26 protein-coding genes are annotated in these 20,870 nt (G+C 65.9%); 10 read left to right on the top strand and 16 right to left on the bottom strand.

The features are described from left to right. Entirely contained in the window at positions 1 to 435 is a 435-nt protein-coding gene (locus tag AOA14_RS17540; protein ID WP_062902738.1) for a hypothetical protein, read from the bottom strand. Positions 436 to 559: 124 nt separating this feature from the next. Here AOA14_RS17540 and AOA14_RS17545 point away from each other — a divergent pair, with 124 nt between their 5' ends. After that, positions 560 to 3,307, top strand: a complete 2,748-nt coding sequence (locus AOA14_RS17545) for an ATP-dependent DNA helicase (RefSeq protein ID WP_062902739.1) — start codon at positions 560 to 562, stop codon at positions 3,305 to 3,307. Positions 3,308 to 3,377: 70 nt separating this feature from the next. Further along, complete coding sequence (locus AOA14_RS17550) at positions 3,378 to 3,929, top strand: SixA phosphatase family protein (protein ID WP_062902740.1); 552 nt, start codon at positions 3,378 to 3,380, stop codon at positions 3,927 to 3,929. Between the two features lie 64 nt (positions 3,930 to 3,993). Here AOA14_RS17550 and AOA14_RS17555 read toward each other — a convergent pair whose 3' ends face one another. Both AOA14_RS17555 and AOA14_RS20195 read right to left on the bottom strand, forming a co-directional pair. Beyond that, on the bottom strand, positions 3,994 to 4,488 hold the full coding sequence (locus AOA14_RS17555; protein ID WP_062902741.1) for a hypothetical protein: 495 nt from the start codon (positions 4,486 to 4,488) through the stop codon (positions 3,994 to 3,996). A 96-nt stretch (positions 4,489 to 4,584) separates the two neighbouring features. After that, on the bottom strand, positions 4,585 to 5,286 hold the full coding sequence (locus AOA14_RS20195) for a response regulator transcription factor (RefSeq protein WP_238929687.1): 702 nt from the start codon (positions 5,284 to 5,286) through the stop codon (positions 4,585 to 4,587). Between the two features lie 125 nt (positions 5,287 to 5,411). On the opposite strand from AOA14_RS20195, the gene AOA14_RS17565 reads away from it, so the two are divergent. Next, entirely contained in the window at positions 5,412 to 6,944 is a 1,533-nt protein-coding gene (locus tag AOA14_RS17565) for a class I adenylate-forming enzyme family protein (protein WP_062902743.1), read from the top strand. 36 nt (positions 6,945 to 6,980) lie between these two features. Here the strand turns inward: AOA14_RS17565 and AOA14_RS17570 are convergent, their stop codons facing one another. The 5 genes from AOA14_RS17570 to rpmF form a co-directional block, all read right to left on the bottom strand. Further along, complete coding sequence (locus AOA14_RS17570) at positions 6,981 to 7,370, bottom strand: MerR family transcriptional regulator (RefSeq protein WP_062902744.1); 390 nt, start codon at positions 7,368 to 7,370, stop codon at positions 6,981 to 6,983. Positions 7,371 to 7,384: 14 nt separating this feature from the next. Further along, positions 7,385 to 7,678 carry an integration host factor subunit alpha gene (locus AOA14_RS17575; RefSeq protein WP_003047685.1) on the bottom strand — a complete coding sequence of 98 codons (294 nt, stop codon included), beginning with the start codon at positions 7,676 to 7,678 and terminating at the stop codon, positions 7,385 to 7,387. 171 nt (positions 7,679 to 7,849) lie between these two features. Next, on the bottom strand, positions 7,850 to 8,815 hold the full coding sequence (locus AOA14_RS17580; protein ID WP_062902745.1) for a beta-ketoacyl-ACP synthase III: 966 nt from the start codon (positions 8,813 to 8,815) through the stop codon (positions 7,850 to 7,852). Next, positions 8,812 to 9,846 carry a phosphate acyltransferase PlsX gene (gene plsX / locus AOA14_RS17585; RefSeq protein ID WP_003047692.1) on the bottom strand — a complete coding sequence of 345 codons (1,035 nt, stop codon included), beginning with the start codon at positions 9,844 to 9,846 and terminating at the stop codon, positions 8,812 to 8,814. The genes AOA14_RS17580 and plsX overlap by 4 nt, the downstream gene beginning before the upstream one ends. A 22-nt stretch (positions 9,847 to 9,868) precedes the next feature. Further along, the gene (gene rpmF / locus AOA14_RS17590) at positions 9,869 to 10,048 is read right to left on the bottom strand and encodes a 50S ribosomal protein L32 (protein ID WP_003047695.1); all 180 of its coding nucleotides are present in this window, start codon (positions 10,046 to 10,048) and stop codon (positions 9,869 to 9,871) included. 344 nt (positions 10,049 to 10,392) lie between these two features. Between rpmF and AOA14_RS17595 the strand changes: the two genes are divergently transcribed. After that, positions 10,393 to 10,833: an MAPEG family protein gene (locus AOA14_RS17595; RefSeq protein ID WP_062902746.1), complete on the top strand. Its 441-nt coding sequence runs from the start codon at positions 10,393 to 10,395 to the stop codon at positions 10,831 to 10,833. Positions 10,834 to 10,857: 24 nt separating this feature from the next. On the opposite strand, the gene AOA14_RS17600 is transcribed toward AOA14_RS17595, so the two are convergent. Next, positions 10,858 to 11,523 carry an MBL fold metallo-hydrolase gene (locus tag AOA14_RS17600; protein WP_062902747.1) on the bottom strand — a complete coding sequence of 222 codons (666 nt, stop codon included), beginning with the start codon at positions 11,521 to 11,523 and terminating at the stop codon, positions 10,858 to 10,860. A gap of 256 nt (positions 11,524 to 11,779) precedes the next feature. Here AOA14_RS17600 and AOA14_RS17605 point away from each other — a divergent pair, with 256 nt between their 5' ends. Next, positions 11,780 to 12,055 carry a TFIIB-type zinc ribbon-containing protein gene (locus tag AOA14_RS17605; protein WP_062903246.1) on the top strand — a complete coding sequence of 92 codons (276 nt, stop codon included), beginning with the start codon at positions 11,780 to 11,782 and terminating at the stop codon, positions 12,053 to 12,055. An 84-nt stretch (positions 12,056 to 12,139) separates the two neighbouring features. Here AOA14_RS17605 and AOA14_RS17610 read toward each other — a convergent pair whose 3' ends face one another. Genes AOA14_RS17610 through ygfZ form a run of 3 tightly spaced genes read right to left on the bottom strand, consistent with a single transcriptional unit; the run spans position 12,140 to position 14,468 of the window. After that, positions 12,140 to 12,691 (bottom strand): retropepsin-like aspartic protease family protein, encoded by a 552-nt coding sequence (locus tag AOA14_RS17610; protein ID WP_062902748.1) that lies wholly within the window; start codon positions 12,689 to 12,691, stop codon positions 12,140 to 12,142. Between the two features lie 35 nt (positions 12,692 to 12,726). Further along, positions 12,727 to 13,704, bottom strand: a complete 978-nt coding sequence (locus tag AOA14_RS17615) for a hypothetical protein (protein WP_062902749.1) — start codon at positions 13,702 to 13,704, stop codon at positions 12,727 to 12,729. 29 nt (positions 13,705 to 13,733) lie between these two features. Continuing rightward, positions 13,734 to 14,468, bottom strand: coding sequence for a CAF17-like 4Fe-4S cluster assembly/insertion protein YgfZ (gene ygfZ / locus AOA14_RS17620; protein ID WP_062902750.1), 735 nt, complete (start codon positions 14,466 to 14,468; stop codon positions 13,734 to 13,736). Positions 14,469 to 14,527: 59 nt separating this feature from the next. On the opposite strand from ygfZ, the gene pyrC reads away from it, so the two are divergent. After that, positions 14,528 to 15,550: a dihydroorotase gene (gene pyrC, locus AOA14_RS17625; RefSeq protein ID WP_062902751.1), complete on the top strand. Its 1,023-nt coding sequence runs from the start codon at positions 14,528 to 14,530 to the stop codon at positions 15,548 to 15,550. Between the two features lie 22 nt (positions 15,551 to 15,572). On the opposite strand, the gene rarD is transcribed toward pyrC, so the two are convergent. Continuing rightward, positions 15,573 to 16,490 (bottom strand): EamA family transporter RarD, encoded by a 918-nt coding sequence (gene rarD / locus AOA14_RS17630; protein WP_062902752.1) that lies wholly within the window; start codon positions 16,488 to 16,490, stop codon positions 15,573 to 15,575. A gap of 11 nt (positions 16,491 to 16,501) precedes the next feature. Continuing rightward, positions 16,502 to 16,723: a hypothetical protein gene (locus tag AOA14_RS17635; RefSeq protein WP_003047722.1), complete on the bottom strand. Its 222-nt coding sequence runs from the start codon at positions 16,721 to 16,723 to the stop codon at positions 16,502 to 16,504. 176 nt (positions 16,724 to 16,899) lie between these two features. Between AOA14_RS17635 and AOA14_RS17640 the strand changes: the two genes are divergently transcribed. The 4 genes from AOA14_RS17640 to AOA14_RS17655 all read left to right on the top strand — a co-directional run bounded on the left by AOA14_RS17640 (position 16,900) and on the right by AOA14_RS17655 (position 19,308). Further along, the gene (locus tag AOA14_RS17640; protein WP_062902753.1) at positions 16,900 to 17,304 is read left to right on the top strand and encodes a glycine zipper 2TM domain-containing protein; all 405 of its coding nucleotides are present in this window, start codon (positions 16,900 to 16,902) and stop codon (positions 17,302 to 17,304) included. Positions 17,305 to 17,482: 178 nt separating this feature from the next. Then, positions 17,483 to 18,034, top strand: a complete 552-nt coding sequence (locus AOA14_RS17645) for a GNAT family N-acetyltransferase (protein ID WP_062902754.1) — start codon at positions 17,483 to 17,485, stop codon at positions 18,032 to 18,034. Further along, complete coding sequence (locus AOA14_RS17650) at positions 18,031 to 18,471, top strand: DUF1330 domain-containing protein (RefSeq protein ID WP_062902755.1); 441 nt, start codon at positions 18,031 to 18,033, stop codon at positions 18,469 to 18,471. Before AOA14_RS17645 ends, AOA14_RS17650 begins: the two co-directional genes overlap by 4 nt. An 87-nt stretch (positions 18,472 to 18,558) precedes the next feature. Then, a complete protein-coding gene (locus tag AOA14_RS17655) occupies positions 18,559 to 19,308 on the top strand; it encodes a hypothetical protein (RefSeq protein ID WP_062902756.1) in 750 nt (249 codons plus the stop codon). 80 nt (positions 19,309 to 19,388) lie between these two features. Here AOA14_RS17655 and AOA14_RS17660 read toward each other — a convergent pair whose 3' ends face one another. After that, entirely contained in the window at positions 19,389 to 19,571 is a 183-nt protein-coding gene (locus tag AOA14_RS17660) for a CsbD family protein (protein WP_062902757.1), read from the bottom strand. A 116-nt stretch (positions 19,572 to 19,687) separates the two neighbouring features. Beyond that, positions 19,688 to 20,869 carry a 5-demethoxyubiquinol-8 5-hydroxylase UbiM gene (gene ubiM / locus AOA14_RS17665; protein ID WP_062902758.1) on the bottom strand — a complete coding sequence of 394 codons (1,182 nt, stop codon included), beginning with the start codon at positions 20,867 to 20,869 and terminating at the stop codon, positions 19,688 to 19,690. Position 20,870: the final 1 nt, after the last annotated feature.

The raw sequence follows: 20,870 nt of genomic DNA on the forward strand, positions 1-20,870 counted from the left end.
TCAGAAGGGCGCGATGGTGACGCCGTCGCGCTCATTGTCCCAGATCATCGCCATGATACGCCACCCGCGTTCGGGATCTTTGAATAGCTGGATCGAATTGATGCCGCGCCTCTCGGGCAGGGGGTCGTCGAGCGCCGAACGCGCTTCATAAGCACTCCATACGTGCGCCATGTTGCCGAGTACGTCGATCCGCCGCGCAATTTCGAGCTCAAAGAAATCATTCTCGGCAAAGAAGGGCGTCGTATCGCGAGCATAGTCGGCGAGGCCCATGCTACGAAATATCGCGCGGCCATCAGCATCAACGCCCGTTCGTATCTGACGCGCATCGGGATGGAAGCAATTATCCTGGCGCGACCAGTCGCGCGGCCCCTTCGGGCCCGAAATCATCGCATACATTTCGTCGACCACCGCGCCGATCGCAGCCTCTTCACCCATTGTGTCGTCCCTCTCATCAATCGCCCGCCGAAGGATGGTCGTTTTTCACGCCGCTGCAACCCGAAAGCGTGTCATATTGATTGCCCGCCTTGCCGCGTTCGCCTTTTGTGCCTAGCGTGGGGCAATGGCGCCCGATCCGCTCTCCCTCCCCGCAATCCACGCGAGCCATGTCGGCATCTGGATCGCCGACGCCTCGGGCCGCGTCCAGCGCGTCGGACGCGGCGAAGCGATCGCGGCGGTCGCGGCAACTCCGCATGTCCTGCTCGGCGCGACGCTGACAGGCGACCGGCTCGGCTATCCCGAGCTGTCGGGGCTCGATCTGCTCGAACTCTTCGCCTTCCTGTTTCCCGCGCGCTTTGCGGTGCCGACGCCGGCGGGCATCGCCGCCGCGACGGACATCGCCCCGCCCGCTAGCGAAGCCGATGTTGCGGCGTTCCTGCCGCGCGCCGCCGCAGCGATGCTCGATCGCGCGGGCGATGCCGCGTGGCCCGAGCGCGAGGGCGCGTGGCACGGCCTGCAGGCGCTGTCGCGCCAGCGCTGGCCGTGGGCGCCGCTTCTGCAGCCGCGCATCGGCGCGCCCGAACGCAGCGAGCGCTGGCTGTTCGCGCGGCTGCCCGAATGGGAGGAAACTGCCCCGCGCCCGCAGCCGCGCCAGGTAACGGTCAATCCCGACGATGTGACCGCCCGGCTCGACGGGCTCACCGGCGATGGCGCCGAACGCCGTGCGGGACAGCGCGACTATGCCCGCGCCGCCACCGCGATCTTCGAACCGCGCGAACGCCGCGACCGACCGCAGATGCTGGTCGCCGAGGCGGGCACGGGGATCGGCAAGACGCTGGGCTATCTCTCCCCCGCCAAGCAATGGATCGATCAGTCGGGCGGCAGCGTCTGCGTGTCGACCTATACCAAGGCTCTGCAACGCCAGCTCGCGCGCGAGACCGAGCGGCTGTATCCCGATGCACGCACGCACCGCGAAAAGGTGGTGGTGCGCAAGGGACGCGAAAATTATCTCTGCCTGCTCAATCTCGAGGATGCGCTGCAAGGCGGCTTTTCGGGCCGCGCTGCCGTTCTGGCGCAGCTCGTCGCGCGCTGGGCTGCGTATACGCGCGACGGCGACATGGTTGGTGGCGATCTGCCCGGCTGGCTGCCCGCGCTGTTCCGCCGCAACGGCACGACCGCGCTGACCGATCGGCGCGGCGAGTGCATCTATGCGGGCTGCCCGCATTTCCGCAAATGCTTCATCGAACGCTCGACCCGCGCGGCAGCGCAGGCCGACATCGTCATTGCGAACCATGCGCTGACGATGGTGCAGGCCGTCCGGCCCCGCGACGGCGGCGCCCCCGCAACGCGGCTGATCTTCGACGAAGGCCACCATCTGTGGGATGCCGCCGACAGTATGTTCGCCGCTGCTCTCACCGGGCAGGAAGCGATCGAGATCCGCCGCTGGGTGTTGGGGCCGGAGGGCAAGTCGCGCGGCCGCCGCCGCGGTCTCGCGGCGCGGCTGGCCGATGTCGCAAGCTATGACGAGGCTGGCGACAAGGCGATTCACGCGGCGATCGAGGCCGCGGGCCAGCTTCCCGGCGACGGGTGGCTCGCGCGCATTGCCGAGAACGACCCCTGGGGCGCGATCGAGCGGCTGCTCGTCGCCGCACGCGGGCAAGTCTATGCACGCGGCACCGATCCGAAAAATGCCGACAGCGGCTATGGCCTTGAAACCGAACTTGCCGATCCCGGCCCCGATCTGGTGGCGGCTGCCGCCGACGCGAGCGATGCGATCGAGGCGCTGCTGCGGCCGCTGATGACGCTCGGCAAGCGGCTCGACGCGTTGGTCGATGATCCGCCCGACTGGCTCGACGGACAGGCCCGCGCCCGCGTCGACGGCGCCCGCGCCAGCCTCGGCACGCGCATCGACACGCTCGGCGCGTGGCTGTCGCTGCTCGGGCGCGTCGGCGGCCCGGCCGATCCCGACTTTGTCGACTGGCTGGCGGTCGACCGCTTCGACGGGCGCGAATATGATATCGGCCTGCACCGCCACTGGCTCGATCCGGCGCGCCCCGTCGCCGATATCGTCTACGCGCCGGCGCAGGGCGTGCTCGTCACCTCGGCGACGTTGCGCAGCGGCGCGCAGGCGACCGGCGATGCAGGAAGCGGCTGGACTGACGCGGATATCCGCACCGGCGCACGGCACATCGACGGCGGCGTCCGCCATTTCGCGGTCCCGAGCCCGTTCGACTATGCGCGGCAGGCCGAGGTGCTGATCGTCACCGACATCGCGCGCGGCGATCTTCCCGCCCTTGCCGGCGCCTACAGCCGCCTGATTGAAGCATCGGGTGGCGGCGCGCTCGGCCTGTTCAGCGCGATCCGCCGGCTGCGCATCGTCCACGCCCGCATCGCCGACCGCCTTGCGCGCGCCGGGCTGCCGCTCTACGCCCAGCATGTCGACCCGCTCGACACCGGCACCCTCGTCGACATCTTCCGCGCCGATCCGCACGCCTCGCTGCTCGGCACCGACGCGCTGCGCGACGGAGTCGACGTGCCCGGTGAATCGCTTCGGCTGGTGATCATGGAAGGGGTGCCATGGCCACGCCCGACGATCCTTCACGCGGCGCGGCGCGCGGCGCAGGGCGGCGGCGCCTATGACGACGGCGTCATCCGGGCCCGCATCGGGCAGGCGTTCGGCCGCCTGATCCGCCGCGCCGACGATTTTGGACAGTTCGTCATGCTGTCGCCCAGTTTCCCGTCGCGGCTGCTCAGCGCCTTTCCCGCCGGGACGCCCGTCCGCCGCCTGCCACTCGACGAGGCTGTGAACCATGTTGCGGCGGCGAACGGCGAACAGCGAAAAAGAGCGTTTGCTGCCTTTTCACCGTCATGAGTTTCCGGCAGAAGGCAGCGCAGCAAGGCTATTGGGCTTAGGGGCTGGCGCAGCGGCGCAGGGAGAGATTTTGAAGACTTTGACTATCCTGCGTCATGCGAAATCGGGCTGGGACGCGACCGTTGAACGCGACTTCGACCGCCCGATCAACGCGCGCGGCCGTCGCGGCGCCGAACTCGTCGGCCAATATGCACGGCGGCACGCGATGGCGATCGACCGCATCATCGCCTCGCCCGCGGTGCGCGTGACCGAAACGCTCGATCTGTTTCAGCCTGCCGCGGGAATCGACGCAATCGAGCCCGATTGGGACCGCCGCATCTACCTTGCCTCGTCTGCGACGCTGATCGATGTCATCCGCGACATGGGCAAGGACTCGCAGAATTTGCTGATCTCGGGCCATAATCCGGGGCTGGAGGACCTGATCCTCGAACTCGTCCCCGAATCGCCCGACGACGAACTGCGCGCCAAGGTCGAGGAGAAACTGCCGACATCGGCACTCGCCCGCCTCGAACTCGACATCGCCGACTGGCGCGACCTCGATACAAAGAGCGCGCGTTTCGTCGCTTTCATCCGACCCCGCGACCTCGACGCATCACTTTCCCCCGCGATGGACGACGACTGAGGGGATTTGGCGGCTTCGAGATGGGAAGCGGTAATTTTTGACCCAACCTCCAGTATCAACCCTTTCAGGCCTTCGGGCGTGTCACCTCACCGAGCCAATCCCATGCACGTTCAGTGACACCGTTCGCGGTATGCGACTTGTGGCTGGACATGTCGGAAGGTGGATATAACCAGACGTTCCTCGGTGACATGCCTGATGACGTCAATTCGTTGCCCGCCGAATCATAGTCTTTTGTGAAAACCAGATCGCCGTCCATTATCTCCAGTATCTCTTTGATCGCGCCAACGGCAATACGAACGGCACGCTGGTCTTCATTCAACTCGCCCTGCCCAAATCGCCAACCCTCAATATGGGTGTGACTGATTTTCGTCGAAAGCATAATCTCGCTCTCTAGGATATGCGCGTTCAGACATTCCAATGCACTGCAGGGCGACTGCCAAGAATACCTCAACGCACCGTTGTTTAGGCGAATGATCTCAACTTCCCTGGCGGGAAGAAAAATTGCCGCCGCCGGAATGAACAACCGTTCAATACTGTTTGTTGGTTCGAGCGCTTGCATCTGACAAGCATTGCATCTCCTGGTGAAGGGAGTCCTAATTGCCAGGCACGATCGCGATCGTTCCCGGCCGCCCAAATTTCCCAATGCCAGCATAGGCTAACGCGTCGTGAGACCGGGCACGCCCCGATGCGGGTGCAGCGCATAGCCTTCGCCTTTGACTGTGTGCAGCATAGGGAAGTCGAAGCCGCGGTCGATCTTGGCGCGCAGCCGCGCGACATGAAACTCGACGCGGTTAGTACCGGGATCGAAATCGAGCCGCCACACCGCCTTGAGCAGCGCGGCGCGCGACATCGGGCGGCCGGGAACGCGGGCGAGGGGGGCGAGCAGGTCGCATTCGCGCTGCGGCATGCGGATCAGCTTTCCAGCGCGCTCGACGCGGCGGTCGATCAGGTCGATACGCAGATCGCCAGCGCCAAGCTGCCCGGCCGCCATCTGGCTGCACCGGAGCAAAGCGGCGATCCGCGCCGTCACCTCGGGGAGGTTGCAGTGCCAGCCGAGCGCGTCGTCGGCGCCGCCGGAAAGCGCGGTCAGCCGGGCGGCGCGCGAATCGCAATCGGTCAAAACGAACAGCAGCCGGCGTCCTGCGACCGAGCGCGCGAGGCGAACGGCCGCAAGCGGATCGGCCGCCGCGGCGCCAGCCGATGAGCCCAGGAGCAACAGATCGAAACACTGGCCGAGCCAAGGGCGCAGCCCAGCGTCGGGATCGGGCAGGACATCGATCGCATAGCCCGCCGCGACCACCGCCGCGGCGATCCGTGCCGCAACAGCAGGCTCCGGATGATAAAGGGTGACGGGCAACTTCGTGTCGCCTTCTGTCACCTTCCCCGATGGATGCATCGTTCCCCCCTGCCGTGACGCAACTTCTTGTCGCGCCGCCGCCCCACCGGCATTGCACCGCCCCCCTGCTGTGCTAACCGGTTGCCATGACCAGTATTGAATTGCTTGATAGCGCCTTCGCCACCCTGCCCGATCTCGTTCGCGCCCATGCCGCCGAACGTCCCGATGCCGTAGCGGCCGCAGACCCGGCGCGACGACTGAGCTGGTCCGAACTGGATCAGATGGCCGACCGAATCGCCGCGCGGTTGCAGCAGGATGGGCTGGCGAAGGGCGACCGGACCGCGATTGCGGGCCTGAACAGCGTCGAACAGATGGCGGTCATTCTCGGCACGCTGCGGGCCGGCGGCGTCGCCGGGCTGATCACCAACAGCGCGACGGGCGAGCAAATGGCAGCGATGATCGCCGATACCGGCGCGCGCCACCTCTTCCTCGACAGCGCGGCGTCCGCAAGCCTCGAAGGCCAGACGGTCACAGCCAGCGATCGCCTCGCGATGGACGGCAGCGACGTCGGCGTCGCGCTGGTCGAATGGATGGCGCCCGCAGGCACCACACCTGCAGCGGTCCCGATCGATCCGCTCGACGGCTTCAACATCATCTATTCGTCGGGGACGACCGGAACGCCGAAAGGGATCGTCCACAGCCACGCGATGCGCTGGCAGCACATCCAGCGCGGTGTCCCGGCCTATGGCCCTAACGCGGTGACGATCCTGTCGACGCCCCTCTATTCGAACACGACGATGGCAAGCTTTCTGCCCACGGTCGGTTCGGGCGGTCAGGTCGTGCTGATGAAGAAGTTCGATGCCCGCGGGTTTCTGGAACTGGCAGAGCGCGAACGCGCCACGAACACCATGCTCGTTCCCGTCCAGTATCGCCGCATCATGGCGCTCGAAGATTTCGACCGTTTCGACCTGTCCAGCTTCGTGATGAAATATTGCACCTCGGCGCCCTTCGCCGCCGCACTCAAGGCCGATGTGCTGAAGCGCTGGCCAGGCGGCCTCGTCGAAATCTATGGGATGACCGAAGGCGGCGCGGCCTTCATTCTCGAGGCGCATCAATTCCCCGACAAGCTGCACACCGTCGGCAAGCCCGCACCGGGCCATGTCGCAAAGGTCATCGACGAAGAGGGGCAGGAACTACCGCAAGGGTCGGTCGGCGAAATCGTCGGTCGCAGCCCGGCGATGATGACCGGCTACAACAACCGTCCCGATGCAACCAAGGCGATGCACTGGCACGATGCGGAGGGGAATCTCTTTTATCGTCATGGCGACATCGGCCGCTTTGACGAGGACGGTTTCCTGACACTGATGGACCGCGCCAAGGACATGATCATTTCGGGCGGGTTCAACATCTTCCCGAGCGACCTCGAGGCGATCCTGCTTGCCGACGAGCGCGTGGTCGAGGCGGCGGTGGTCGGCATGCCGAGCGAGGAGTGGGGAGAAACCCCCGTCGCTTTCGTTGTGCTGAAACCCGGCACCGATGCAGAAAGCGTGCGCGCCGATTGCAACGCCAAGGTCGGCAAGACCCAGCGGCTGAGCGCGATCACCACCGTCGACGAACTGCCGCGCAGCCCGATCGGCAAGGTGCTGAAGCGCGAATTGCGCGACGCCTACGCCCGATAGGCGGGCCGCGGGTCGTTCAGATGGGGCTTGGCTGGCTCAGCGCAGTGCAGCCGCCAGCCGCTCCCGCAGTGCCACCAGCGCCGCCACCGGAATGCCCTTCGCTGCGCTGTGCGTCGCCCGCGCGACCGGGACATCGCGGGGTGTCGCGGCAGCGCCGTCGGGTTCCGACGACAGCGCCTTGCGGGCGCCATCGACCGTATAGCCCTTGACGTGAAGCAGGTGATGGATGCGCTCCGCCAGCGCAATATCATCGGGCCGGTAATAGCGCCGACGGCCCGACCGCTGGAGCGGCCGAAGCTGCGGAAAGCGCGTTTCCCAGTAGCGCAGGACGTGGGTCGGCACCCCGATGCGGTCCGCGAGCTCGCCAATGGCAAGCATCGCTCCGACCGCCTTGCCGTCCCCGTTGCGGCTATCGTGATCGCCCATCGGATACGACCGGCTTATTTGCCCGCAACGCGGGCGCGCATTGCCTGGCTGGCGCGAAAGGTCATCACCCGGCGCGGGAGGATCGGAACCTCTATCCCCGTCTTGGGATTGCGACCGACGCGTTCGGCCTTGTCGCGCAGCACAAAGGTGCCAAAGCCCGAAATCTTCACATTCTGGCCCGCGGCCAGCGCGTCCGACATATGCGCGAGAATCGATTCGACGATCGTCGCCGATTCGTTTCGCGACAGGCCGACTTGCTGATTGATGCGCGCGGCAATGTCGGCGCGGGTAAGCGTTCCTGCTGTCATAATTAACCCCTCCCCTCCTGAAGCGGATGCACAAGAGGAACCCAGACAGCCCCCACCGTCGCGAGTCCCGGGATTATATGTAACAAAAGCGAATTAATCCGCCAAACTTAAACGGATGGAGCGTGGAGTTGATGCGACGAGCGTCGAACGCCCGTTCGTGGACTGCAAAAACTAGACGCGCAGGACCGCCGCACCCCAGGTAAAGCCGCCGCCCATCGCCTCCAGCACGACCAGATCGCCGCGCTTGATGCGCCCGTCGCGTACCGCAAGATCGAGCGCCAGCGGGACCGACGCCGCCGACGTATTCGCATGCTGATCGACCGTCAGCACGACTCGGTCGGCGGGCAGGCCCAGCTTTTTCGCGGTTGCGTCGATGATGCGCTTGTTCGCCTGATGCGGAACGACCCAGTCGATATCCTCCGCCTTCAGCCCGACGTCGGCCAGCACCTCGCCCAGCACACTGGCAAGATTGGTGACGGCATGGCGGAACACTTCGCGGCCCTGCATCCGGACATGGCCAACGGTGCCGGTGGTCGAGGGACCGCCATCGACATAGAGCATGTCGCAATATTGCCCCTCGGCGTGCAGCCGCGTCGCGAGGATGCCCTGGTCGTCCGCCACGTCCTTTGCCGACAAGATCACCGCCCCCGCACCGTCGCCAAACAGGACGCAGGTCGTGCGGTCCTCCCAGTCGAGGATGCGACTGAAGGTTTCGCTGCCGATCACCAGCGCATGTTCGGCCGCACCGGTGCGCAGCATCGAATCGGCGACCGAGACGGCATAGAGAAAGCCCGAACAGACCGCCGCCACGTCGAACGCGATGCAGTCTGGCGCGCCGAGGAGCGCCTGGACCTTGGTGGCGGTGGCGGGGAAGGTGTTGTCGGGCGTCGCGGTCGCGACGATGAGCAGGCCGATGTCCGCAGGCGACAGACCCGCCGCCTTCAGAGCCTCGCGCGCCGCATCGGCGCCCAGCGTCGCTGTCGTTTCATCGGGTTCGGCGATATGGCGAAAGCGGATACCGGTGCGTTCGACGATCCATTCGTCGCTGGTATCGACGCGTTCGGCCAGTTCGGCGTTGGAAACGCGGGTGCGCGGGAGCGCCGAGCCGGTGCCGGCGAGGACAGCGCGCCGGGTCATGCCGCGGCGTCGCTGCGGAAATTGGCAAGATCCTCGGTCACCTGGCGTGTAATGTCCTTTTCGACGAGTTCGGCGCACAGATGCACCGCGTTCGCGACGCCCTTTGCATCGGCGCTGCCGTGGCTCTTGAGTACCACGCCGTTGAGGCCGAGGAATACCGCGCCATTGTGATTATTGGGGTCGAGATGGTGGCGCAGCAGTTCGGTCGCCGGCCGCGAGATCAGAAAACCGATCTTCGACCGCACCGAAGAGGTGAAGGCGCGCCGCAGCAGATCGGTCACGAACCGCGCGGTGCCTTCGATCGTCTTGAGCGCGATATTGCCCGAAAAACCGTCGTGGACGACGACGTCGACATTGCCGCGCGACAGCTTGTCGCCCTCGATGAAACCCGCGAACTCCATCGGCAGCCCGGTGGCATCGCGCAGGATCGCGGCGGCGTCGCGAATTTCGTCGGTGCCCTTGAGTTCTTCAGTGCCGATATTGAGCAGCGCGACGCGCGGACGCTCCAGCCCCATCGCGGTGCGCGCATAGGCAGCGCCCATGACCGCGAACTGGACGAGGTTGTTGGCGTCGCAGTCGGTGTTCGCGCCGAGATCGAGCATGACGACGTCATTGTCGCCGAGCGACGGCAGCAGTGCCGCGAGCGCCGGCCGGTCGATGCCGGGCATGGTGCGCAGCGCCAGCTTCGACATCGCCATCAGCGCGCCGGTGTTGCCCGCCGAAACGGCGCCGCCGGCATCGCCGCGCTTCACCGCATCGATGGCGAGCCCCATCGAGCTGCCGCGGCCACTCCGTAGCGCCTGGCTGGGCTTGTCCTCGCCGGACACGACCTTGTCGGTGTGGATGATGTCCGACGCGGCGCGCAGATTGGGGTGATTGTCGAGCGCAGCCTTGATCTGCTGCTCGTCGCCGACGAGCAGAAACCGCAGGCCATCGTGCCGGTGGCGCGCCATGGCCGCGCCGGCGAGCATCACGCGCACGCCGACGTCACCGCCCATCGCATCGATCGCGATTCGCGGTGTAAGGCTCATACCAACGCCCTCCGGCTAATGCTTAGGCGCCAGCCGAAACCACTTCGCGGCCGTTATAATGGCCGCAGGCGTTGCAAAGGTTGTGCGGACGCTTCAGTTCGCCGCAGTTCGGGCATTCCTGATAGGCCTCGACCTTCAGGCTGTCGTGGCTGCGACGCATGCCGCGCTTCGAGGGCGAGGTTTTTCGCTTGGGGACGGCCATTTTAAATCCTGCATTCTCAAATGTTTATACGAATCGGCAAACCCGGTGTTGTCACCCCCCGATGCCGGGGAATGACTGGCCCGCCCGCCGCGCCGAAAACCATAACTGCCTTGGAACTGCAGTATAATCTTCCGCCGGAAGGTGCCTCAACGCCTGATGGTGTCGGGTGCCGGATCGGGCGCGGCTATAGCGTTTTTGCCCGCAAAGGCAACCCCCTCGCCGCGCGTCGGAGTACGGACGGATGCTCCTTCCCCGTCCCCCCTTGCCGCAGACGCGCGCCGGTGCCACATCTGCACCCGGTCGCGCCAGCACGAGCGCCGGCCGATAACAAGAGGGGGAATTTCATGTTCATGTTGCCGATCAGCCTGACCATCGCCGCGGGCGCCGCCCTGCTCAATCTCTGGCTCGCGACCCGGGTCGGGCGCGTGCGTGGACAGGAAAAAGTCTCGATCGGCGACGGCGGCAACGACAGGCTGATTCGCCGCATGCGCGCGCAGGCCAATTATGTCGAGAATACGCCCTTCGTCCTGATCCTGCTTGCGCTGATCGAACTGGGGATCGGCTCGTCGATCTGGCTGTGGGCGGTGGGCGCGCTCTATCTCGTCGGGCGCATCCTGCACGCGATCGGCATGGACGGCATGATGTGGGGCCGCATGGTGGGCACCGTTATCACCATGCTGACCCTGCTCGGGCTTGCGATCGCCGCACTGCTGTCGGTCTATCTGACCCCGACGAAATTCGTCAGCACCGAAGTCACCGAAACCGTTGCCATCCAGCCGCAATAGAATGACGCAAGCGGGGCGGCCGCTTCAGCCGCCCACAACGCCGTCGGCGACATAGGGATTGGTGCGCCGTTCCTTCGCAAAGCTGCTGTGCGGACCATGGCCGGGCAGGAAGATGGTATCGTCGCCGAGCGGCCACAGCTTGCCGGTGATCGAATCGATCAGTTGCTGGTGATCGCCGCGCGGAAAATCGGTGCGGCCGATCGACCCCTGGAATAGCACGTCGCCGACGATCGCGAGCTTCGAGGGGCCATGATAGAAAACAACGTGGCCGGGGGTGTGACCGGGGCAATGGATGACGTCGATCGTCAGATTGCCGACCTTCACCGTATCGCCATCGACCAGCCAGCGGTCGGGCTCGAACACCTCGCCCGTCATGCCGAAGCGCGCGCCATCCTCGCCCAGCCGCTCGATCCAGAAACGATCGTCCTCGTGCGGCCCTTCGACCGGCACGCCCAATTCCCGGGCGAGCACCCCCGCCTGCCCGCAATGATCCATATGACCGTGGGTGACGAAAATCTTTTCGACCTCCACCCCCGTCTGCCGGATCGCCTCGCGCAGCTTGGGCAGGTCGCCGCCGGGATCGACGAGCGCCGCCTTGTTGGTTTCGGTGCACCACAGGAGAGTGCAATTCTGCTGAAAGGCGGTGACCGGGATGATGGCGGCCTTGAGCGGCGGGTTGGGAGCGTTCATGCTCGCAGATGTGGGGAAATGCCGCGCAAATGGCAAGCAGGCGCGAGCCCTGAAGAAGAGCCGCCCGCGACCGATGCCGCTGCGTCAGGACTTGAAGGTTCCCGAACAGTCCCCATTTATCCGGTGCGGGCCGGGCCCCTCTGGCGATCCCAGGATCGTGATGTCGGACCGCATCGAGCGTGCTCGGTGCGTGATCGGCCATGGCCTTCGCTCTCCGCGCATCCTCGATGGATCGAAATCTTTCCACGAGGTGACCATGACATCTGCCCACAATATGCCCTGCCCCATCTGCAAGGTTCCGCTCGCGATGAGCGACCGGCAAGGCGTTGAAATCGACTATTGCCCGCAATGCCGCGGGGTATGGCTCGATCGCGGCGAACTCGACAAGATCATCGAACGGAGCGCTGCCGAAGCCGCGCCCCGCCCGGCAGCGCCGCAGGCCACGCCGCCGCCAGCTTACGGCCATGGCAACGACTATCGCCGCGGCTATCCCAAGCGGCGCAAGTCATTCCTGGAAGAATTGTTCGACTGATTCCCGGCGACGGGCGCGCCATTCGGATGGCGCGTCCGTCGTACTTTAAGCCGACGGCGAATACCCGGCGACTGGCTTGGCGCCCTAGCGCAGCGTCATTGTGTCGCCTTCGACATTCACCGCAGCGAGCTTTGCAAGATAGCTTTGGCCGAGCAGCGACACCCCCATGTTGGCATCGACCACTGCCGCCTCGACATTGCGGATCGTGATGCCGTCGACCTCGACACTGTCGAGAAGGACCGTCCGCATCGGCACGGTGCCACCCGCGGTCTGGGCGGTGCCGCCGATCGGCAGACGGTCGACATCGATGCCGATCGCCTCGGCATCGTTCCGCGTCAGCGCGACGAGCGATGCGCCGCTGTCGACCAGCATGCGAACCTGCCTGCCCTGGACACGGGTGTCCGCATAGAAGTGCGAATCGGATGCCCGCCGGATCCGTACTTCGCTGGGCCGCGAGGCGGCGTCGCTGGCAGTCACGGCGGCCTTATCGCGCGCGCCGGTCGTCCAGTTGCTCTCGCCGGCATAAGGATCCACAGGCGCTTCGGGCACATCGGCGACCTGCCGGCCGGCGATGCTCGCCATGCCGATCGATATGCCCGCGATCCCGGCTACCAGGGTAATGAAACGCCTCACCATGCCCGGTTTATTCGCAAATCGGGGTTGGAGAATGGTTAAATGGCGCCGCGATTTTGTGGTTCGGCAAGACCGCCTTCCGCCTGATCGATGAAGGCGCGCCATTGCGGCTCCCCGCCGCGGATGCTGTAGGAGATCCGCGCGCAGGCATAGGGGCGTCCCGGCCGGTTGTCGGCATCGAAGGCGGCGATCGGCCACAGGCGTTCGGCATCGACACGATCGGACCAGCACACGATCGCCTCGGCCTCCTGTCCCGCATCGACCAGCGCCCGTTCGCCCGCATCGAGCGTGGCCGCGTCCCAACCCAAAATCACGCGCTGCAGCTTCGCCGGAGCGCGCAACGCCGATGCAAAGGGGCTTGCCTGCGCGCCGAGCAGGCGCTCGACCCGCGCGCGGTCGGCGGCGGTCAGCCAGCGCCCGCCAAGCAACGGCACCCATTGCTTCGGATCGCCCGAGCGCAACGCGGGAAACAGCGCATCGGCCGCCGCGGCAAAGCGCGCCGTCCACGGCGAATCCGCAGCAAGCGGGCGAAGCTTCCATGCAGCCGGCGCGACGTCGGCGCGCAGTCGCCGTTCCACCGGCCGGTCACGAACCCTGTCCGCCCCCACGATGTCGAGCGTCGGCGCCGCTTCGGCCGCGCATTGCACGCCCGTGCAGCGCGCCGTCAGCGCGGTCAGGTGCAGCCATTGGGGCATCGACGCACGCGGCGCACCGGAATTTCCCGCATCGACAAATTCGCGCGAGGCCGGGTCGAAGACCATCCGCGCGGGCCCGCCGCGCATAGGGCGGCCCGGTACGTCGCCGCGATAGGCAATCGACACCCCGGCATAGATGGCGCCCACATCGGCGTAGAGGCGGCCGTTCCACGCGATGGCCTCGAGCTGCACGCAAAGCCCCGGCTCCGCCGCAGCGGCTTCGGCCAGCGTCATCGTGCGCGCATGATCGTCCGGGCAGGAGGCCGGACCGGCGGCGGCCAGCGCGGCGGGAGCAAGCAGGGCGAGCGGCGCGATCATCATTCCCCTCTACCCCGCCCGCGCTGCACCGGTCATGAACCGGGCGAAAGAAGGGCGCTGTGCATCCAGGCGGGTGCTTTCGCCGGATCAATGCCCTCGACGCGCCGATGCTCCACCGACCAGCCGAGTTCGGGATAGGCAATGACCTGACGCTTTTCGTCGGCTTCGGCGATCGGCACGACTAGGAGTCGGCGATTGACCTTCTGCCGCCAGTTCATCCGCGCGGTATTTTCCTGTCCGACGTAGCAGCCCTTGGTAAAGCTGACGCCGTTCAATTCGGCGGCATTGCATTCGAGCCACAGCGTCGTGCCGTCGCCGAGTTCGGCCTGCCCTTCGGTGACGCCGAGCGCCAGGCGGTGCGCGCGCCATGCCGCCTCGACGCCCGCCGCGCCGCCTTCGTCGGCGGGAGCGAGCCAGCGCTGCCCCAATTCGGCAAGCCGCGGGTCGATGACGCCAAGATCGCCCTCGGGCGCCCAGTGAACCCGCAAAACCTCCTCGCGCTCGATCGTAATCGCGCGGCGCAGGCGATAGAGCGTCAGGCGCCGGGTCAGATCGTCCGCTGCCGCCGCCTCGCAATCGATCAACACATCCGCCTCGTCGGCCCAGATCAGAAAATCGAACAGCGCCTTGCCCTGTGCGGTCAGCAGCGCCGCCCAGACCGGCAGATTGCCCGACACATCATTGGTGACAAGGCCTTGCAGAAAGCCGCGGACATCATCGCCCGACAATCGGATCAGCGCGCGGTCGTTGAGGGTGGTATTGGCCATGCCGATAATTTAGGGGCGGGGCAGCCAAAGCCAAGCCACGATTTGCCCGAGGGCCCGCCATGACCGATCGCCTGACCATACGCCGCCCCGACGACTGGCACGTCCATCTGCGCGATGGCGCGATGCTGGCGCATGTCACGCCCTATACCGCACGCCAATTCGCGCGGGCGATTGTCATGCCCAATCTGTCGCCGCCGGTGACGACCGTGGCCGAGGGCCGCGCCTATCGCGAGCGGATCGTCGCAGCGATCCCCGCGGCGCTCGATTTTACCCCGCTGATCGTCGCCTATCTGACCGATGGCACCGATGCGGAGGAAATGGCGCGCGGGCACGCCGAGGGCGTGTTCACCGCCGCCAAGCTCTACCCCGCGCATGCAACGACGGGCAGCGCCCACGGCGTGACCGATGTCGCGAACATCATGGGCGTGCTCGAACGCATGGCCGATATCGGCATGCCGCTCCTGATCCACGGCGAAGTCACCGACCATGACGTCGATATCTTCGACCGCGAGGCGGTATTCATCGATCGCACGCTCGCACCGCTCGTCGCGCGGCTGCCCGAACTCAAGATCGTGTTCGAACATATCACGACGGCGGAGGCGGCGCAGTTCGTCGCCGGTGCGCCCGCCAATGTCGCCGCGACGATTACGCCGCAGCATCTTCACATCAACCGCAACGCGATGCTGGTCGGCGGCATCCGTCCGCACGCCTATTGCCTGCCCGTCGCCAAGCGCGAGCATCACCGGCTCGCGGTGCGCGCCGCCGCGACCTCGGGCTCGCCCAAATTCTTCCTCGGCACCGACAGCGCGCCGCACGCGGTGCATACCAAGGAAGCGCCGTGCGGCTGTGCCGGCATTTTCAACGCCCCCTTCGCGCTCGAAAGCTATATCGCGGCGTTCGACGAAGACGGCGCGCTCGACCGGTTCGAGGGTTTTGCGAGCGAACATGGCCCGCGCTTCTATGGCCTGCCGCTCAATCAGGGCACGATCACGCTCGAACGCGGCGCGACCGTGGTTCCCGACCGGATCGGCGATGTGGTGCCGTTCCATGCCGGAGAAACGCTCGGCTGGCGGATCGTCTAAACCCTAGGCGATCTCATAGGCCCTAGGCGATCTCGACCATCCGGTCGGCGCGCATCTTGCGCCACATGTCGAAACTGAACACCGCAATGCTGATCCAGATCAGCAGGAAGCACGCCAGTTGCACGGGCTTCAGCGGTTCGGCGAAGACGAACAGGCTGAGCAGGAATTGCAGTGTCGGCGCCAGATACTGGACGAAGCCGAGCGCTGCATAGCTCATCCGCCGCGCGGCGGTGGCGAAGAGGAGCAGCGGCACCGCGGTGACGATTCCCCCGGCCATCAGCAGCAGGCTGATTTTCGGGTCCGATCCGAAACCGCGCCCGTCGCCGATCCACAGATACCAGGCCGACGCCGCGAGCGCCAAGGGCATGAGCAGCGTCGTTTCGATCGCGAGGCCGGGCAGCGAGCCCACGGGCACCACTTTTCGCAGCAGCCCATAGAGGCCGAAACTGAAGGCGAGCGTCAGGCTGATCCACAGCGTGTCGAGCGCACCGCCGAGCAGGATCGCCACCCCGACGGCGGCGATCGCGACCGCCACCATCTGCAATCGCGACAGGCGCTCGCCCAGGAAGACCATTCCCAGCATCACATTGACGAGCGGATTGAGATAATAGCCGAGGCTGGCGGCGAGGACATGATCGGTGAAGATCGAATAGATATAGACGAGCCAGTTCACTGCGATCAGCAGCGCGCTCGCCAACAGCATGCGCAGCACTCGCCAATCGCGCAAGGCGACAAGATAGTCGGCGATCTGCCGCCGGAATGCCATGATGAAGAAACAGAGCGGCAGCGACCAGACGATGCGCTGCGCCAGCACCTCGACCGGCGGCACGCTCGCAAGCAGCTTGAAAAACAGCGGGACGAAGCCCCAGATGCCATAGGCGGCGAGCGCGAAGGGCAAGCCGTTCTGCTGGCTCTCCGACGGAGCGGCGGGCGCTGACATTCTATGCGCGCTTAGAGCAGACCGCCGCCGAGCATCAGCCGGACGACGCCGACGACGATCACGACGATGTTCAGATTGCGCCCGCTCGTGCGGCTCGACATCGCACCAAGGGCGAGCCCGACCACGGCGATCGGGATGATGACCCAGTTCGCCCAGCCCAGAAACGGAATGAACGCGGGGATCGCGAGAATCAGCGCGACCAGACCGATGAAAATCGAAGCAATGTTCAGCATTTCCAATGTTTCGCACGCCGCCGGACGGCGGACAAGTGCCTTTCGGTTCGTCGATGACAGCACTCATTTCGTCTTGTTGCCGAAGGTTCATGCAACGCTGTGCGGACCCTTCTCGTTGTTTCGGGTGAAGCGCTCGTTCCTGAACGGTCGAGGCGCGAACCAGGAAAGGACAGGATATGGCTATTCTTACCAAAGGCATGATGGGCGCAATTGCGGCCGCCAGTGTCGTCGCGACCGCCCCCGCCTATGCCGGCATGGCAAGCGCCGTTCCGGCGCAGGGCTTGCACAAGAGCGAAATCACCGCTGACTTTTACAAGCGCAAGCATCACGACCGTCGCTATTATGCGAGCCGCGACCAGCGCGTCGGCGCCAACACGCGGATCTGGCGCGGTAACGACGGCCGATATTACTGCAAGAAGGACAATGGCACCACCGGCCTGCTGATCGGTGCCGCGGTCGGCGGCCTTGCCGGTCACGAAATCGCTGGCCGAGGCGACAAGCTGCTCGGCGTGGTTCTCGGCGCAGGCGCCGGTGCGCTCCTCGGCCGCGAGATCGACCGCGACAAATATCGCTGCCGCTAATTGACAGAAACCGTCCGGGTGCGGGTCCGAGACCCCTCCATCCGCACTCTGTGATGGCGAGGGCGTCGGTTCGAACCGACGCCCTCAAGGCCGATCGCGCGTTCGCGGTGCGTGTTTCAGCTTGCCCGCCAGCCTCCTTTCTCCCAGAAGCGATGGCCACTGCTGCGGGAGATTATCGATGCTAAACGGCCCTCTGCTCGTTACCGAGCGGCTGATCCTCCGCCCGCCCGCGACCGAAGATTTCGACGCCTTCGCCGAAATGTGCGCCGAAGAAGACACGATGACCTTCATCGGTGGCAGCTGCGCCCGATCGCAGGCGTGGCGCCAATGGTGCACGCTCGCGGGGGCATGGCATATCCGCGGCTTTTCGATGTTTTCAGTCCTCGAACGCGCAAGCGGCGAATGGGTCGGGCGGCTCGGCCCGTGGGAGCCCGACGGCTGGCCCGCGCCCGAGATTGCCTATGGCGTGCGCGCCAAATTCGCCGGGAAAGGCTATGCGTTCGAGGGGGCGGTCGCCGCCTGCGACTTCGCGGTCGAATTCCTCAAATGGCCCGAGCTGATGCACAGCATCGCCCCCGACAATGTCCGCTCGCAGGCGCTGGCCAAAAGGCTGGGCGCGACCAACAGCGGCCCGACGCACCTCCCCGCCCCGTTCGAACAGACCCGCGTCGACGCCTGGACGCAGAGCGCCGAAGCATGGCGGGGCAAACGCAAGGAGTTCCAGCCATGAGCGATCGTCACATCGACCCCGAACGCGCGCAGTTCGACACTTTCAAGGCATTGCCGCGCGATACGCCGATCCACATGCTCAATCTCGTCCGCTTCAAGGACAGGGCGACCTATCCGGACGATCACCCCCTCGCCGGCAAGGCACTGACCGGCGCGGAAGCCTATGCCAATTATGGCAAGGACAGCAGCGCCGTTTTTTCGCGCGTCGGCGGCAGTGTCGTTTGGAGCGGCATGATGGAGGCGATGGTGATCGGCCCAGCAGATGAACATTGGGACGCGATGTTCATCGCCCGCTATCCGAACAGCGGCGCCTTCATGGAAATGGTCACCGATCCGGTCTATCGTCAGGCGGTTGTCCACCGTCAGGCGGCGGTCGAAACCTCTCGCCTGATCCGCTGCGCGAGGAATCCGTCTCGGTCCGAGACAGTTTTCGGCTAACAAAGTCTTACCAATTAACGCTTTTTGCTCACATCTTCTTAACCAGCTTCCGGCAAGTCCGGGTGAGAGATTAAGGGAGTGTTAGCAATGATCGTCCGGGGAAAATGGCTGATTGCCGGCCTGCTGATGGCCGCGGCCCCGCTCGCGGGGTGCCGCGACAATCCGCAGGCAAAGGCCGACCTCAATCCGCTCGACGACGGGCTGACCAATGAAGACCCCGCGCTGAAGGGCGCGCTCGAAGACAAGATCATGGTTGACCCCAAGCTGGCCGGGCAGGCGAACCGTAATGCGGCGACGCCGGGCAACCAGCCCGTCGACGGCGGCGTTCCGGGCGTAGCGAGCGGCAAGGCGGCCGCGGCGGCCGAAGCGGCGGCGGCGCAGGCTGCGGGCAAGCTGCTCACCGCGCCCAAGGCGCTGCCGTTCGAGGAAGGTTGCAACGGCGATTGCGCCGCCAAGCGCCCGGTCACCATCGGCGCGCTGGCGCGTGAACAGCAAAAGGGCAGCTGCGACGCCAAGCTGACCTACGGCAACCAGTGGGCCGACCGTCTGCCGCCAGCGTTCAAGCTCTATCCGCGCGCGACGCTGCGAGAGGCGGCGGGGGTGGCCGGCGGAAAATGCAACATCCGCGTCGTCAATTTCCAGACCGCCGCCTCGATCCAGGGCGTTCTCGACTATTATCACACGATGGCGGTGCGTGCGGGTTATACGAGCGACCACCGCGTGCGCGGCAACGAACATATTCTGGGCGGGACAAAAGGCGACCTCGCCTATGTCCTGTTCCTGCGCACCGACGGCGGGATGACCGACGTCGATCTGGTGGCATCCGGCGGCAAATAACGCCGCGTTCCCGAACCAACAAAAAGCCCCCGGGATCGCTCCCGGGGGCTTTTTGTTGGCCGGTGGCCAGAGCGGGTCGGTCAGACCTTGTCGCCGAGCGCGCCCTGCACCTTGCCTTTGATGTTCTGGGCTTCGCCCTTGCGTTCCTGAAGGTCGCCTTCGGCGCGCAGGCGTTCATTGTCGGTCGCCTTGCCGATCGCCTGTTTGGTGTTGCCGATCGCTTCGTTCGTCAGGCCTTTCGCCTTTTCCGTCAGTTCGCCCATGGGGAGTCTCCTTTGCTGCAAAGAGGCGATCGCGCCTCTCGTCAAATCAACGACTTGCCACCCCTCATTGTTCCTTGGTCGCGGGACGAAACGAGACGAAGCGTCGACCGAGGGGCTTAGGCTGCACGCGCGTCCCGCTGCTGCATGAGCAGCGCGCGCAGGCCCATCCGAACCGGCGGCAGCGCGCCAAGCCGCAGCGCCGCATGGCGGAGCGCCATCGCCGGATGGCGGTTGTCGGTGAAGAGGCCAACGATCGCACGCGTCGCCTGAAACAGCGGCCAGGTCTCGGCACGATGCGCGGCAGCGTAGCGCGCAAGGCGGCGCGCATCGCCGACATCATCCGCAAACGCCAACAGCTTCGCGAGCCGGACCGCGCCCGCCAGCCCGAAGTTGAAGCCATGGGCGGTCACCGGATGCATGCCCACCGCCGCATCGCCGATCAGAACCGCACGCGGCGCCGCAAAGCGATGCGCGAAGGTCGTCGTCAGCGGATAGGCATGAAAATCACTCGCCAACGCGACCGCGCCCCATCTGCCGCGCGTCATCGCCGCAATCCGGCGCGCCTTTACCTCGCCGGATTCGGCCATGAAGGTATCGGCGGCTTCGGGCATCAGGGTGATGACTGCCGACGAAAGCCCCTCCCCCAGCGGCAGCATCGCCAGCGTGTGGTGCCGGGCGAACCATTCGGTCGCGACGCCCGCCTTGCAGGGCGCGTGACCTACCCGGCCGACGAGCATCGTCTTGCCGACCGGCCCGACGTCCACGCCGATGCCGAGCTGGTCGCGTATCGCCGAAAAGCGCGAGTCCGCCGCGACCAGAAGATCGGTCTCGATCACAGCGCCATCGGCAAGGGTCACGGTGGCGCCGCCGCGCCCTGCCTGAACGCGCTCCACCGCGCATCCCGCGCGCAGATCCATATTCGCCTGTCCCGCAACGCTTTCGAACAGCGCCCGGCGCAAATGATGGTTCGACACGAGATTGCCGAGCGGCCGCGCGTCGTCGGCCCCCGGATCGATCCGCATCGCAAACCGCGCCCGGCCGCTCAGCACCTCGGCGCGGTCAAGGCGGTGAATGTCCGCCGCCGGAATCCGCGACCAGGCATCCAGGTCGCGCAGCGCGCGTTCGGACCGATGCGTCAGCGCAATCTCGCGCCCGTCGAAGCGCGGTTCGGCCAGTGCGGCAAGCGGCGCGCGCTCGATCAGCGTAATCTCGGCGGGCGTGTCCGCCAGCGCGCGCGCGAAACTCAGCCCCGCCGGTCCCGCCCCGACGATGACGATCCGGCGCCGCGTGCCACCCATG

Origin of the sequence: Sphingopyxis terrae subsp. terrae NBRC 15098 (assembly GCF_001610975.1) — a bacterium.
Lineage (GTDB): Bacteria > Pseudomonadota > Alphaproteobacteria > Sphingomonadales > Sphingomonadaceae > Sphingopyxis > Sphingopyxis terrae_A.